At 29.0% G+C, this 14904-nt stretch carries 13 protein-coding genes and 1 pseudogene; 12 read left to right on the top strand and 2 right to left on the bottom strand.

Annotated features, from left to right (window positions below):
* The first annotated feature begins 5 nt into the window (after window positions 1–5).
* Window positions 6–176 (top strand): cation transporter dimerization domain-containing protein, encoded by a 171-nt coding sequence (locus KJQ99_RS11100; protein WP_502756512.1) that lies wholly within the window; start codon window positions 6–8, stop codon window positions 174–176.
* A gap of 19 nt (window positions 177–195) precedes the next feature.
* Here the strand turns inward: KJQ99_RS11100 and der are convergent, their stop codons facing one another.
* Both der and flgK read right to left on the bottom strand, forming a co-directional pair.
* Window positions 196–1602, bottom strand: coding sequence for a ribosome biogenesis GTPase Der (der, locus tag KJQ99_RS01565; protein WP_214149802.1), 1407 nt, complete (start codon window positions 1600–1602; stop codon window positions 196–198).
* 34 nt (window positions 1603–1636) lie between these two features.
* A complete protein-coding gene (flgK, locus tag KJQ99_RS01560) occupies window positions 1637–3487 on the bottom strand; it encodes a flagellar hook-associated protein FlgK (RefSeq protein ID WP_214117278.1) in 1851 nt (616 codons plus the stop codon).
* A gap of 194 nt (window positions 3488–3681) precedes the next feature.
* On the opposite strand from flgK, the gene aroQ reads away from it, so the two are divergent.
* From aroQ to KJQ99_RS01505, 11 genes and pseudogenes are all read left to right on the top strand, one after another.
* The gene (gene aroQ / locus KJQ99_RS01555; RefSeq protein WP_214149801.1) at window positions 3682–4167 is read left to right on the top strand and encodes a type II 3-dehydroquinate dehydratase; all 486 of its coding nucleotides are present in this window, start codon (window positions 3682–3684) and stop codon (window positions 4165–4167) included.
* Window positions 4167–4646, top strand: a complete 480-nt coding sequence (gene folK / locus KJQ99_RS01550; protein ID WP_214117274.1) for a 2-amino-4-hydroxy-6-hydroxymethyldihydropteridine diphosphokinase — start codon at window positions 4167–4169, stop codon at window positions 4644–4646. Before aroQ ends, folK begins: the two co-directional genes overlap by 1 nt.
* A gap of 39 nt (window positions 4647–4685) precedes the next feature.
* Window positions 4686–5924, top strand: a pseudogene (flhF, locus tag KJQ99_RS01545) (flagellar biosynthesis GTPase FlhF); the annotation flags it as partial.
* 3 nt (window positions 5925–5927) lie between these two features.
* Window positions 5928–6794 carry a P-loop NTPase gene (locus tag KJQ99_RS01540; RefSeq protein ID WP_214117271.1) on the top strand — a complete coding sequence of 289 codons (867 nt, stop codon included), beginning with the start codon at window positions 5928–5930 and terminating at the stop codon, window positions 6792–6794.
* Between the two features lie 5 nt (window positions 6795–6799).
* Window positions 6800–7153, top strand: a complete 354-nt coding sequence (locus tag KJQ99_RS01535) for a hypothetical protein (RefSeq protein ID WP_214149799.1) — start codon at window positions 6800–6802, stop codon at window positions 7151–7153.
* Window positions 7137–7832, top strand: coding sequence for an RNA polymerase sigma factor FliA (locus tag KJQ99_RS01530; protein WP_250325125.1), 696 nt, complete (start codon window positions 7137–7139; stop codon window positions 7830–7832). Before KJQ99_RS01535 ends, KJQ99_RS01530 begins: the two co-directional genes overlap by 17 nt.
* The gene (gene fliM / locus KJQ99_RS01525) at window positions 7825–8925 is read left to right on the top strand and encodes a flagellar motor switch protein FliM (protein ID WP_214117268.1); all 1101 of its coding nucleotides are present in this window, start codon (window positions 7825–7827) and stop codon (window positions 8923–8925) included. Before KJQ99_RS01530 ends, fliM begins: the two co-directional genes overlap by 8 nt.
* Window positions 8918–9733: a flagellar motor switch protein FliY gene (gene fliY, locus KJQ99_RS01520; protein ID WP_214117267.1), complete on the top strand. Its 816-nt coding sequence runs from the start codon at window positions 8918–8920 to the stop codon at window positions 9731–9733. Before fliM ends, fliY begins: the two co-directional genes overlap by 8 nt.
* The gene (locus KJQ99_RS01515) at window positions 9730–10257 is read left to right on the top strand and encodes an LOG family protein (protein ID WP_214149798.1); all 528 of its coding nucleotides are present in this window, start codon (window positions 9730–9732) and stop codon (window positions 10255–10257) included. The genes fliY and KJQ99_RS01515 overlap by 4 nt, the downstream gene beginning before the upstream one ends.
* 44 nt (window positions 10258–10301) lie before the next feature.
* Window positions 10302–12590 carry a flagellin N-terminal helical domain-containing protein gene (locus tag KJQ99_RS01510; RefSeq protein WP_214149797.1) on the top strand — a complete coding sequence of 763 codons (2289 nt, stop codon included), beginning with the start codon at window positions 10302–10304 and terminating at the stop codon, window positions 12588–12590.
* A 1-nt stretch (window position 12591) separates the two neighbouring features.
* A complete protein-coding gene (locus KJQ99_RS01505) occupies window positions 12592–14895 on the top strand; it encodes a DNA translocase FtsK (protein WP_214149796.1) in 2304 nt (767 codons plus the stop codon).
* Window positions 14896–14904: the final 9 nt, after the last annotated feature.

The following is a 14904-nucleotide window of genomic DNA, read 5'->3' as shown; positions in this document are numbered from 1 at the left end:
AAGATATTCACGATATACACATTCATTCAATCTCTCAAGATTATCATATACTAACAGCTCATATAATCTTAGATGATTTAAATGAGTTTAAAAGTGTTTTACAAAAGCTTAATGCTTTACTTAAGAAAGAGTTTAATATACATCATATTACTATTCAGCCAGAAATTAGCGAATAATTAGGAATTAACTTCCTAATTACTCTTCAATTAATTCTTTTTCGCCTTTTTTACGAGCTGCTATGATTAGTGGGACTCCGCTTAAATCATAATGCTTTCTTAATACATTTTGTAAATAGCGTTTGTAAGAAAAATGAAGTGCTTTTGGTCTATTCATTACAAGTGCGATTTTTGGTGGTGCAACGCTATATTGAGTAGCGTAATAAATCTTAACAAGTTTACCTTTATCGTGTGGCAATGGATGAGCTAGACAAGCTTCTTCTATGATTTGATTTAATTTTGAAGTTTGGATTTTTTGAATGTAGTTTGAATGCACTTTTAAGATTAAATCTAAAAGATTTTTAATACGCTTTTTACTAAGTGCTGAAACGCTAATAATAGGTGCATAGGCTAAGAATTTAAATCTATCAAGCCTTAAATGTTTGCAAACTTCATCAAATTCTTTATCACTCTTACCACATAAATCCCATTTATTTAAAACTATAATCACGCCTAAATAATTCTTACCTAAAAGCCCAGCTATTCTTTCATCAAGCTCGTTAAATCCTTCAGCAGCATCTAATACAAGCAAGGCGATTTGAGAGTTTTCTAGCATTTTTTCGGTGCGATTTAGAGCGTATTTTTCTATACCTAAAATTTTACTTCTTCTTCTAATTCCTGCGGTATCAACAAATTCAAGCGTTTTTCCATTATATTCAATACTTTCATTTACAGGATCAATCGTAGTTCCTGCAATGCTACTTACAACACATCTTTCATCATTTACAAGTGCGTTTAAAAGTGAGCTTTTACCTACATTTACACGCCCTAAAATTGAGATTTTTATATGATTTTCATCAATTTCGCTAACTTCATTAATGCCTTCTTCATCATATTCACCAGCTATATTTTCATCTAAGAAATCTTCTAAGCTAAGCTCTGAATTATCAGGCACGAAAGTATCACGCAAATGTGAGCTTAAAAAATCATTTAATTCATCAATTCCCGTTGCGTGAGATACGCTTATATTAAATACATTTTTAAATCCAAAACGAGTAAATTCCAAGCTTCTTTCTTCATCTTTTTTACTATCTACTTTATTAATTACTAAAGCTGTTGGTTTTTTAAGCTTTAATAAATCATAAAAATAAGCCCTATCATCATCATTTGCACCCAATTTACAATCTACCATATAAACGATTATATCAGCGTCTTTTGCTTCTTTTAAGGTGTTCTTTTTAACATTTTGAAATAATTCATCTTTATCATCAAGCCCACCACTATCTACTAAAATAGCCTTTTTTCCATTAATATCAACTATTTTTCTATTAGTATCTCTAGTAGTGCCACTAATATCAGAAGTTATCGCTAAGCGTTCTTTTGCCAAGCGATTAAATAGTGAGCTTTTGCCAACATTTGGCTTTCCTATTAACATTATTTTTTGCATATATATCCTTTATTAAAAAAGCTCATTTTAGCTATTATTGTTTAAGTCCTAGCAAAGTATCTAACATTTTATCAACCGTTGTGATGATTTTAGCACTTGCACCAAAACTTGCTTGATATTTCATAAGATTGCTTAATTCTTCGTTCATATCAACACCACTTACTGATTGAAATTCTGCTGTTACATTAGCCAAGATAGCTTCGTTTGTTTTGTATAAAGTATTATTGTTTTCTGCACGACTTGCTATATCTGTTGTTAAAGACCTATAAAATCCTTCAAAAGTAGCTTGAGTGCTTTCTCCTTTAGTATCGTAAAAATCAATTTTATTATATTGAAGTTGATTGATTGCATTTGCTACATCGTTATTTCCATCAGCACCAGAACTACTTGCTCTAAGTAAAGTTGGGTCGTGTCTTAGGCTAGTATCTACATTTATATTGCTACCATTAGTGCCTTCAAAGAATTTCCCAAGACCAAAAATTCCAGGAAAATTAGTGCCATGATCTTCTACGCCCACTTTAAATCCATCTAGTTTAGGAATAAGACTAAAAATACCACTATCTTTTGTTTCATCATAAGAATAATCAGCTAAAAAATAATCATCAAAATCGTTTAAATTGTTATTATCATTATTATCATCTGTATTAGAATTAATTTTTTCTAATAAACTAGAACTTCTTACTCCACCTGTCATTGATGTGCTTGTATCAAGAGTGATTGTTTTTCTTGCTACTTCTTTACCATTATCGTTATATACGATTAAATCAAATGTGCCTGTTTTTAATCTATTATCTGCATTCATAATAATATCATCACTCTTTAGATGAGACATTTCATTTGATAATATTTGTTTTTGAGCTGCTCTTGAGTAGATATTGTTTGTTTCTGTAATCATAGTTTTTGCAAAAGAATCAAGATTGTTTATATAATCTTGCAAAATACCATCATCAAATCCATTAGTTTGGGTATTAAACTCACGACCCCTTAAATCAAGTTGAGCTCCTAATTGTCCCCCACTTAATTTAGAAGTTAAATCAGCAGTAGTTCCATCTTGAAGCTCATAATAAATCCTTTGAAAAGGGCTTCCTGCAGCAACACTATCTATTCTTAATGGATGAAATGTTGTCCCATCAACTATAGAAAAACCTTCAATATTTAAATGATAATCTATGCTTCCATCTTTTATATTTGTATCAAATGAAGCATTTTGTTCTAAATTCTCTTTAAAAACTGATGATTTAACGAGTTTTGAAAGTCTTAATTCTAATTCATCTCTTTTATCTCTTAAATCATTTGCCATAGAATCACCAGCACTCTCACTTGCTGCTATTTGAGCATTAATTGTAGAAATATCCTTACCAATTCTATTTATTTCTTCAATAGTTAAAACTACATCATCATTTACTGATTTTTGCATTTTAAACATATCATCTCTAGTAGCTTTTATATCTTTTGCAAGGGTTGTTGCTACTTGAACTAGATTTATTTTTGTAGCACCATCAGCAGGGTTGCTAGCATAATTATTCCAAGCTTTTTGATAAGCTTGTAAATCATTTAAAATTCCAACATCTTTTAAATCAGGAAATCTTTGTGCTGCTTCTTCAAGTTTTGTTTTTAGATATTTAGTATGTTCAAAATTATTTGTATTATCACGCATTTTTGTGAAAACATACTCATCGTGAATTCTTACAATCTTATCAACCTTAGTTCCAAGTCCAATATCACCAGCTGGCACATGTAAAGCATCTGCTGCTGATTGAACTACTCTTTGCCTAGTATAATAAGGATTGTTTGCATTTGTAATGTTATGTCCTGTTGTAGATATTTGAACTTGTGCAGCTCCAAGACCACTTACACCTGTATTTAGTGTTGAAAATATACTCATAATTAACCTTTAAAACTTTAACTTGATTTAAGCTTGTTAGCAAAATATATTCCATATCGTAAAAATTTTATTAATCTTTATATTTATTTGAAATTCTTTTTTTTAGATATTGATTTAAAAAATATTTTTTAATAACTTATATTAAAATTAAAAACTTATAATCCAACATTAAAATATTTATTAAAGGAAGAAATATGAAAATAATGGTAATTCAAGGACCAAATTTAAATATGTTAGGTCAAAGAGACCCTAGAATTTATGGAACTATGACTATGGCTCAAATACATGAACAAATGAGTATAGCTGCTAAAGAAAGCAATGTTGATATAGAGTTTTATCAAAGCAATTATGAAGGCGAAATAATTGATAAAATTCAAGAGTGTGTAGGAACTTGTGATGCAATTATTATAAATGCTGGTGGATATACTCATACATCAATTGCGATTGCTGATGCAATAGCAGCTACAAGAATGCCTGTAATTGAAGTTCATATTAGTAATATTTATGCTAGAGAAGAATTTAGAGCTAAGAGTTTCTTAAGTCCTGTATGTGCTGGAACTATTAGTGGTTTTGGACCATTTAGCTATCATTTAGCATTACTTAGTGCTATTCAAATGGTTCAACAACAAAGAGCATTTATAGCAGCTCAAGAAGAAGCACTAAAAGCAAATAACGCTTAATGCCAAATATCAAGATAAATGAAGCGAGATATTTTAAAAGGATTAAGTATTATCCGTATTTTAGCAAGGATAATAAAGCTTATAAATATTTAGCTTTAATTTCTCTTGGTAGTAATATAGAGCCTGAGTGTGAAAGATTTGTAAGATTATTTAAAAAATTAAAATCTGATAGAAGATTTAAGATTATTCAAACTTCAGCATTATTAATAAATGAAGCTTTTGGGTATAAAGAGCAAAAAGATTTTACAAATGCTTTAATGTTTGTTAAAACAAGTCTTCACGCAAGAGAGCTTTTAAAAGTTTTACAACACTATGAAAATATTTTTCATAGGACAAGAAGTTTTAAAAATGCACCTAGAACTCTTGATTTAGATATTGTTTATTTTAGTGAAAAAACATATTGCGATAAGAGATTAGTATTACCACATTATGGTGCAGAAGATAGGATTAGTATAACTTTAGTATTAGGAACAATGTAAGGAAAAAATATGGCAATTAGGCAAGATAGTTTTAGAGTAGAAAAAGGACAAGATTATTTAGCTTATGTTAGAGATTATTATGGAGATGAAGCTGAAATAGTTGCTGTAACTCAAGTAGAAGGAAGAACTCCAACAAGCCCTGCTATGGTAGAAGTAGTTGTAGCTATTAATGATACAAAAGAAAAAAAGCAGCCAATTGTAAATAAAAGAGCAGCGTTACACTACGAAAATAGTTTAAAAGAATTTAAAAGCGATAATTTTGATAGAAAAATAGCTATAGAAAATAAGCAAAATCAAAATGAAAATAAATCACTTAATCAAGATTTAAATTCTAAAAAAGAATTATCTAGATTAAAGTTTAATCCTAATTCTAGCAATAAGACAAAAGATGATAAGCAATTATTAAATGAGTTAAATAGCAAAGTAGATTATTTAATGAGTATGAGATGGGGAGAACTTGCTCCTGCTAGAAATAATCTTGAAATTCCACCTGAGTTTGCATTAATTTATGATAAAGCAAAAAAAAGTGATATGTTACAAACTCATTTAGATGAAATTATGAGAGCAACTCTTAAAAATATGCCAAAAGCTTTATTGAGTAATAAAGAAGCAATTACTAGATATTTTACAACCTTACTTAAGAGTATGATACCTTGCAGAGTTGATGCACCTATTAGAAAACAAAAAATAATTATGTTAGTTGGCCCAACAGGGGTTGGCAAGACTACAACATTAGCTAAGCTAGCTTATAGATACGCATACGGAAGCAAAAGATACAAAACTGCTATAGTTTCGCTTGATAATTTTAGACTAGGTGCTAAAGAGCAATTAGCTGAATATGCTAGGACTATGAGATTACCAATTGCATTTGTATCAACCGAAGAAGATTTACATAAAAACCTTGAGACTTTAAGTGGTTATGATGTGGTTTTAATAGATTCAACCGGTAATTCTCAATATGATAAAACAAAAATTGAAAAATTAGAAAGTTATTTAAAGGCTAGTGAGAGTGAAATTGAAGTTGCATTAGTATTAAATGCAGGTATGAAGTATGATGATATGGAAGAGACTTTTAATGCTTTTAATGCTTTAAATATTGATACTTTAATACTTACAAAATTTGATGAAACTAGAGCTTTTGGTAATATTTTTTCATTAATTTTTAATATTAAAAAACCTGTTTCGTTTTTTTCAATAGGTCAGAATGTTCCTGATGATATTTTAGTAGCTAATAGCGAGTATTTAATTAAATGCGTTTTAGATGGATTTAAAGGATAAATTATGCAAACACAAGCTGATAAATTAAATGAGCTTATGAAAAATGAGCATAAAGTAAATAAGAAAAATACAAAATTTATTGCAATTACAAGTGGTAAAGGTGGGGTTGGCAAAAGCACAATAAGTGCTAATATTGCTAATTTACTTGCAAATGATGGATATAAAGTAGGTCTTTTTGATGCTGATATTGGTCTTGCAAATCTTGATGTAATTTTAAATGTGAAAATAGGTAAAAATTTATTACATGTTTTAAAAGGAGAATGCAAACTAGCTGATATTATTAAACAAGTAAAACCGAATTTAAAACTAATCCCAGGTGATAGTGGTGGAGAGATTTTAAAATACAATAATTCAAGCTATTTTGACGCTTTTTTAGAAGATGCTGAATTATTAGAAGATTTAGACTTTTTGATAATTGATACGGGTGCTGGTATTGGTGGAACTACTTTACATTTTTTAGAAATTGCTGATGAAGTTATTGTTGTAACTACACCTGATCCTGCTGCAATTACTGATGCTTATGCTACTATTAAAGTTACTTCTGATGTAAGAAATGATTTTTTAATGCTTTTTAATGTGGTAAAAAGCGAAAAAGAAGCACTAGATTTATTTACAAATATTTCAAAAGTTGCATCAGCAAATATTAAAAATAATCCTGAATTAAAATATTTAGGATATTTAGAAAGCTCTGCTTATGTTATTGATTGTATTAAAAGTAGGGTTTTGTTTTCTCAAAGTTCGTCAAGAGAAACTAATCAATTAAAAAAAGCTACTAATAATCTTTTATCAAGATTGGAACGAAATGTGCTTAAAGATTCTGATTCAGGAAATATAAAAAGCTTTTTTAAGAGATTAATTGATAGGATTTAAGGTATATGAGAACGGATAATTATATTGCTTTTGTTACAGTTTGTGGATTTTTTATAGGTTTTATTTGTGCTGTATTTAAGATTGATGATCCGTTTATGATGATAGGTTTTACCTTATTTACTACTTTTGTTTTTTATATTTTAATTCACCTTGTTGTTCTTAATTTTGTTGATGCAAAGAAATTAGGTAGTAGGAATTTTGATAAATTTGCTTATGAAAATACCACAAATCATTTTATAAAAGAGCTTGAAATTAGAGAAAATAGAATGGATAAGATTATTCAGAGTGTAGAAAGTGAATTAGAAATTATCAAAAAGCAAACAAAACCTGCAAGGAAATATAATGCAAAAGCGGCTTAATGCGTATGCAAGTGCTTTAAGAAATGCTCAAGATGAATTAGCTGTTAAATATCAACCAGCATTAAGAGCTATGGCATTTAGATTAAAAGAACGCTTGCCTGCTAGTGTTGATGTTAATGATTTAATAGGTGTTGGGACTGAAGAATTAATCAAATTAGCAAGACGCTATGATGATTTACAAAATGATAATTTTTGGGGATATGCTAGAAAAAGAGTATATGGTTCTATGCTTGATTTTTTAAGAAGTCTTGATACTTTAAGCAGAAGCAATAGAAAAATTGTAAAAGATATAGAAAAAATAATAAATGATTATATAAATGATTTTGATGAAGAACCAAGTGATGAGTATTTAGCAAGTGAATTAGGTATAGATATAGATAAGATTAAAGAAGCAAGATTAGCACAATCAATTAGCTATATCGTTCCATTAGATGAACAATTACAAGTATTAAGCGATGAAGACGCTAATGAAAGACTTGATAAAGAAAATTTATTAGAAAAAATTACCGAAGTTTTAGAAGAATTAAATGAAAGAGAACAATTGATTATTCAGTTATATTTTTATGAAGAGCTTAGTTTAAAAGAAATTAGTGAAATTTTGCAAATTAGCGAATCAAGAGTATCGCAGTTGCAAAGTAGGGTAATTAATACATTAAGAAAAAGGCTAATTGATGGCTGATATTTTATCTCAAGAAGAAATAGACGCACTTTTAAATTCCGTTGATTCAGCCGATAGTGTCCCTGAAGTAAAGAAAGAAAACGATGAAAGGCAAATCATAATATATGATTTTAAGCGTCCAAATCGTGTTAGTAAAGAACAACTTCGTGCAGTAAAAGGAATTCATGATAAATTAGCAAGAAGCCTTGCTACTCAAATTTCTCAAATGATGAGAAGTATGGTGGAAATAAAGCTACATTCAGTTGACCAGATGACTTATGGTGAGTTTTTGATGTCTTTACCAAATCCTACTAGCTTTAATGTTTTTTCAATCAAGCCTTTAGATGGAACTTGTGTTTTAGAGATAAATCCTAGTATTGCCTTTCCTATGATTGATAAATTATTAGGTGGAGCTGGAGAAGGAAGTGAAAAAAATAGAGAATTAACAGATATTGAGATTAACTTACTTGATAGTATTTTAAGAATTATGATGGGTAGACTTAAGGAAAGCTGGTCAATAATTACTGATATGTATCCTAGCGTAGAAGCTAAAGAAAGTAGCCCAAGTGTTGTTCAAATCGTAAGCCAAAACGAAATAGTAATAATGGTTGTAATGGAGCTTACTATAGGTAATAATAGCGGTATGATTAATATTTGTTATCCTGTAATTTATTTAGAACCAATTTTAGGTCGTTTAGCAAATCGTGATGTAATGCTAGGCGAAACAAGTGCTAAAAAAAGTAGAAATAAAGAAATCAAAACCTTAGTAGGTCGTGCTGATATGGTCTATGAAGTGATTTTAGGTAAGGCTTTTATTAGCGTAGAAGAATTTTTAGGACTTGAGAATGGAAATATTATTAAATTAAATAGAAATGCTGATGATAAGGCTATTGTGAGTGTTGATGGAAAAGATGTATTTTTAGCTCAATTTGGTATTCATAGATACCAAAAATCAATTAAGATTTTAGATTTAATTAAAACTGATAAAGATGAGGTTAAAAATATACTTGAAGCTTACGAACTAGAGCGTAAAACAAAGGCTGCAGAATTTGATAAAGTAGTAGAAATTCAAGAAGAATTGTCAATGGAAGATGAGGAAAAATTAGATGATTGATGAGTTTTTAGGTTTATTTGTAAATGAATGTATTGCCACTATTGAAGGGCTTACAGGAAAAAGTGCTAGATTTAGTGAATATAGTGAGTTTGATATTAAAAACAATGCCTTAAAACCACCTATTTTAAAAGCTGTTTTTAAAAGCGAAGATAAAGAATTTGCATTTTTATCAAGTCCTGTTTTAATGAGTGCGATTTCTGAATGGATGATGGGTGAAGAAGAAATCTCAATGAATGAGAATTTAGGCACAGATGAGCTTGACGCTAGCAAAGAAGCAATTAGCAATATATTTTCAGCATTTTCAACTTCATTAAATGCACAAAAAGATTTACCTAAATTTAATTTTAGCTTAGAAAAATGTGAGTTTTTGACTGATGAGTGTGATTTATCTAAGTTTTATAAAATTTATTTTTATGATGTAAATATCAATGATTTAAATGAGCAAATAAGTCTTGCTATCAATGAAAAAGCTTATAAGCTTTTAAATCCTAATTCAAATTCTACAAAAGAAAGCGAAGTAAGTGCGCCTAAAATGGATTTGGGTGAGTTAAAAAATATTAATTTAATAATGGATGTAAAGCTTCCGATTAGAGTTAGAATTGGTAGTAAAAAAATGCTTTTAAAAGATGTTTTAACAATGGATATAGGTTCTGTTATTGAGCTTGACCAATTAGCAAATGACCCTTTAGAAATCTTAGTTGGGGATAAATGTTTTGCTGAAGGAGAAGTTGTTATTGTTGATGGAAATTTTGGTGTGCAAATTACTAAAATCGGAGATAAAAAAGAAAGGTTAGAAAGTCTTAGATGAAATCAGTTACAATTTTTGGCTCGGCTAGATTTGATGAAAATAATAAATATTATAAAGACGCTTTTGAATTAAGTGAAGTTCTAGCAAAGAACGGCTATAGCATTACTACAGGTGGTGGCGGTGGTATTATGCACGCTGCTAATAAAGCTGCTTTTTTAGTTGGCGGGGTTGAGAGTATTGGTATTAATATAAAATTACCAATGGAACAAAGATTAAATGAATATTGCACTAAATCTATTGAATTTAGCGATTTATCTTTAAGAAAAAAAGCCTTAATGCAAAATGATGTAATGATAGTTTGTGCTGGTGGATATGGAACTTTAGATGAATTATTTGAAGTTTTAACCTTAGCTCAAACAAAATTAGGAAATTATAAAATCATTTTATATAACGAAGAATTTTTTAAACCATTGGTTGATTTTTTTAAAAATACACTTTTAAATTCCGGTGCAATTGATGAGAGTTCTTTAAATATTTTTAGCATAGCAAATACACCTAGTGAAGTTTTAGACTTAATAAAATAATTTTTTTACCGATATACCCTAAAGATTATTAACAAGGAAAAAGAATGAGAATAACAAGCTCTTATATTTATTCACAAAATTTAGGCAATTTTCAGCGTCAGCAAAATATGATAAATGACGCAAATAACCAATTAACAAGTGGTTTGAAGATTAATCAATCTTATGATGACGCTGGAATTTATTCAGAAGGTTCAAGACTTGTTTATGAGATTTCTACATTTCAGCAAATTAGTGAAGCTGCTAGTAAAGCTATAAATATTACAAAAAACTCTGATAAAGCAGTAGATGAAATGAGTAAGGCACTAGACCAATTTAAAAACAAATTAATTCAAGGTGCAAACGAAGTTCATTCTGATACTTCTTTAAACGCTTTAGCAAATGACTTACAAAAAATAAGAGATCATATTGTAAATATTGCAAATACAAGTATTAACGGACAATATTTATTCAGTGGAACTAATGTTGGGACTAAGCCTTTTGATGAAAAGGGCAATTATTATGGCAATGATGAAAATATGCAAGTTTTACTAGGGTCTAATGTGTATAATGATTACAATATTTCAGGTCAAGAGCTTATGAAGGGTGTTGATAATGATTACAAAAAAATAATCAGCACAAATGTTCGTTTGGTTGATAGAAGATATGATATTAATAAACCAGAAGAAGTGCATTACATTACTCAAGATAGTAAGATTAAAGACTTAATTGGTAAAGAATATTTAAAACCACAAGCTAATGGAAAAGAACTTAATGTGAATGATCATTTTTTAAAAAATGATGAAGGAAGATTTCCTGATACTTATTTTTATGTTCGTGGGACTAAGGGAAATGGTGAGAGTTTTAAAGCTAAGTTTAAGATGGGTGCTAGTGAAGATGTTGGTGCTATGCTTAGTAAAATAGGTGAGTTATACGGAAATACTAAAGAAAATAAGGTAGTAGATGTAACGCTTAGCAATAATGGAACAATAGAAATTACTGATTTAAAAAATCAAGAAAGTAGAATTAATTTTTCTATGTTTGCAGCTACTGCTAAGGCTGATGATTTCGGACAAATTTATCCACCAAAAATACCTGATACACCACCAATGCCTATCATTCCTTTTCCTGTTAAAAGTGAGTTAGCAAGTGTAACTAATCCAAATGATTTAAGAAATAATAATAATGTTTTTGTTTTAGAATTTACAAATACAGGTAATATTGATACTTCTTTTACTAGCGATGGGATTGATTATTCTAGGTCTTTATTTAGTAAAAAAGATAATATCTTAAGCTCAAACATAGCTCAAGTAGATAAAAATAATAATGTAGCTACTAATGAGACTAAATTAGTTGAAGCTTCGCAAGGAACATTAAAACTAAATCCAAATGATACTACAAGACCTGATAGTGTTTTAAAACTAGAAATTACTTCAAAAAATAAGGTACATTATTCAATAGATTTTAATATTACTCAAGGCACTGCAACGGCTAGTTATAAACAAAATGGTCAAGATAAAAAGGTAACCTTACCTATTACAAATGTGGTTTATGATAATAATCAGCATATTTCAGATAGTGTTAAGACAAATCCTGAAAATATAACATATAAGCAATTAGGAGATATTATTTCTATGTTTGCTAGTGATAATATCCCAACTAAAGATTATCAATTAGTTCAAAAATATCCAAATCAAGCTAATTCTCCTATGATTTTAAATAATGATGATAAAGCAGAATTAGAAAGGCTGTTAATTAATTCTAAAAATTCAGTTGATGTAGGTCTTAACGAAAAAGGTCAAATGACTTTAATAGATAAAGGTGCGACTACTACTAAAATAGATTTAGCTATATTTGACGCTAATACTATGAATAAAGATGAATTTGATTTTGGAAATGATGCTAATGGCGTGGCTATTACTGAAGGTTCTAAAAAGGGAGATTTGTTTAATTTTAATACAAATTCTACTTTAATTGTTGATGAAGGTAGGGTTGATATTATAAAAGACCTTGATAAGATGATAGAAGCTGTTAGAAATGGAAATTATAGAGCAGATAGCAATAATCCTGAATTGTTAAAAAGTGTTGGTATTCAAGGAGCTTTAAAAAGGATTGACCATTTACAAGATCATATTAATAAAGTTCATACAAAAATAGGTGCAACTCAAACAAGTATTCAAAATTCTCAAGATAGAGCAGATTTAATGAAAGTAAATGTTGAACAAGTTAAGGCGAAGGTTCTTAATTCAGACCCTGTAGAAAGCCAATTAATGCTAATGCAAGCGACAATTACCTTACAAGCTACTTTACAAGCTAGTGCGCAGGTTTCAAAATTAAGCTTATTAAATTATATGTAAGATGAAAAAAGAATTTATATTTATATTTGTTTCATTTATATTATTTTATTTTAGTTTCGGGCTGTTTTTGCCCGAAGCTAATGGGTTGTTTTTAGCAAGTGCTTATTTTAGCAAGGGCTTAAGAATTTGTTTTGGAAATCTTTCTTATATTTTTTTATTAGCATTTGTAGGAAATTACTTATTTGTATATAAATCTTTTAAATATGCTTTAAAAATATTAACTAATATAGTTTGTAGTATTTTGATATTATCTTTACCTTTTTCTAGTGTTTTTGATTTTGGAATTATTAGCTTTTTAGGTTTTGTAAATATTGTATTTTTTATCTTGCTTGTATTTGTTTTAATTTATTTTAATCATTCTTATATTTATTCAAAATTACAAGATAAAGATAAGTTTAAAAATCTTTTTAAAAGTAAAGAAAAACCTATTAAAAAAGAAAAAATCATAAAAGAAATAAAAACTCCTAAAGAAGACAAATCAAAACCAAAAGAAGAAATTTTAAGCGATTTAGGCAATATTAGATTTGTAAAATCATATGAAATAAAAACCACTAAAGAAGATGAAAAGACTAAAATTAATTTTACAAACGAACAAGGCAAAATAATTAGTGAGCCAAAAATAATCTTAGAGCCTTTAATGCAGAAAATAAACAAAGATAGCATTAATAAAGATGATTTTAAAATAGTTAAAAACGAAATAAAAGAAGAAAAATCAGTAGAGCAAACCGAAGAAATACAAAATGAAATTCCTGTTTTAAATTCTAATGATTTTCAAGATATTTTGATAGTAGATGAGCAAGATTCTCAAAGTTTTGTCCCTAAAAAAGGCAAAAAAGTAGAGATTTTAAATGAGCTTGAAGAAAATAAAGCAATTTTAAAAGATATTGAATTAGGAGCGATTGAAATACCAAGAGATTTTGAGCTACCTAGTGTGGAATTATTAGATAAAGCTGTAACTACAGAAATAATAATTAATGAAGATGAGCTTGATGAGAAAATAAACGAGCTTTTAGCAAAATTAAAGCATTTTAAGATTGATGGAGATGTGGTTAAAACCTATTGGGGTCCTGTGGTTACTACATTTGAGTTTAGACCTGCTGCTGATGTAAAGCTTAGCAAAATTTCAGGCTTAGCTGATGATTTAGCTATGGCACTTAAGGCTACAAGTATTAGAATTCAAGCACCAATTCCAGGAAAAGATGTGGTAGGGATTGAAATTCCAAATAAAACTTCTCAAACAATTAATATTAGAACTATTTTTGAAGATGAATTATTTTCAAAATCTAAAAGTAAATTAACAATAGCCTTAGGTAAGGATATAGTAGGAAATACTTTTGTAACTGATTTAAAACGCTTACCGCATTTATTGATAGCAGGAACTACAGGAAGTGGTAAGAGTGTAGGTATTAATGCTATGATTTTAAGTCTTTTATATAAAAATAGCCCAAGGACTTTAAGGTTATTGATGATTGACCCTAAAATGCTTGAATTTTCAATGTATAATGATATTCCGCACTTATTAACTCCTGTAATTACAAGAGCAGAAAAAGCAACTTTAGCTTTAAAAAATATGGTTTTAGAGATGGAAAGACGATATGAATTAATGGCTAGCGTTTATACTAAAAATATTGAGAGTTTTAATGAAAAAGCACCTAAATTAGGACTTGAGCCTTTTGCTTATATTGTAATTATTATTGATGAATTAGCTGATTTAATAATGACTAGTGGAAAAGAAGTAGAAACTTATATAGCAAGATTAGCTCAAATGGCAAGAGCAGCAGGAATTCATCTAATAGTAGCTACACAACGCCCAAGTGTAGATGTAATAACAGGTCTTATTAAGGCAAATTTACCTAGTAGATTAAGCTATAAAGTTGGAACTGGAGTTGATAGTAAGGTTATATTAGATTCTAAAGGAGCTGAGAGTTTGCTTGGTCGTGGAGATAGTTTATTTACTCCACCAGGAACAAGTCAGATAGTAAGATTGCACGCTCCATTTGCAAGTGAAGAAGAGATAATTAGAGTAGTAGAGCATCTAAAAAAACAAGAAAAAGCAAATTATGATGAGAGTATTTTACAAGATTCAAGCTTTACTCAAACCTATGTTAAAAATAATGATGATAGTGTAGATGAATTATTCAGTGAAGCTGTAAGAATTATGCAAGAGAGCGGAAAAACTAGTATTTCTTATATTCAACGCCAATTAAATATAGGTTACAATAGAGCTGCTAATATTGTAGAGCAGTGCGAAAAGCAAGGAATTTTGAGCGAACCTAATTCAAAAGGTGTAAGAAGTCTTTTATAAAAAAATCTA

It is taken from the genome of Campylobacter sp. 2018MI13 (assembly GCF_018501135.1).
GTDB lineage: Bacteria > Campylobacterota > Campylobacteria > Campylobacterales > Campylobacteraceae > Campylobacter_E.
This window is presented reverse-complemented; position numbering and strand designations above follow the sequence as displayed.

Coding starts and splice junctions, on each gene's coding strand:
- der (WP_214149802.1), bottom strand. CDS start 1,602: ATGCAAAAAATAATGTTAATAGGAAAGCCAAATGTTGGCAAAAGCTCA.
- flgK (WP_214117278.1), bottom strand. CDS start 3,487: ATGAGTATATTTTCAACACTAAATACAGGTGTAAGTGGTCTTGGAGCT.
- aroQ (WP_214149801.1), top strand. CDS start 3,682: ATGAAAATAATGGTAATTCAAGGACCAAATTTAAATATGTTAGGTCAA.
- folK (WP_214117274.1), top strand. CDS start 4,167: ATGCCAAATATCAAGATAAATGAAGCGAGATATTTTAAAAGGATTAAG.
- KJQ99_RS01540 (WP_214117271.1), top strand. CDS start 5,928: ATGCAAACACAAGCTGATAAATTAAATGAGCTTATGAAAAATGAGCAT.
- KJQ99_RS01535 (WP_214149799.1), top strand. CDS start 6,800: ATGAGAACGGATAATTATATTGCTTTTGTTACAGTTTGTGGATTTTTT.
- KJQ99_RS01530 (WP_250325125.1), top strand. CDS start 7,137: ATGCAAAAGCGGCTTAATGCGTATGCAAGTGCTTTAAGAAATGCTCAA.
- fliM (WP_214117268.1), top strand. CDS start 7,825: ATGGCTGATATTTTATCTCAAGAAGAAATAGACGCACTTTTAAATTCC.
- fliY (WP_214117267.1), top strand. CDS start 8,918: ATGATTGATGAGTTTTTAGGTTTATTTGTAAATGAATGTATTGCCACT.
- KJQ99_RS01515 (WP_214149798.1), top strand. CDS start 9,730: ATGAAATCAGTTACAATTTTTGGCTCGGCTAGATTTGATGAAAATAAT.
- KJQ99_RS01510 (WP_214149797.1), top strand. CDS start 10,302: ATGAGAATAACAAGCTCTTATATTTATTCACAAAATTTAGGCAATTTT.
- KJQ99_RS01505 (WP_214149796.1), top strand. CDS start 12,592: ATGAAAAAAGAATTTATATTTATATTTGTTTCATTTATATTATTTTAT.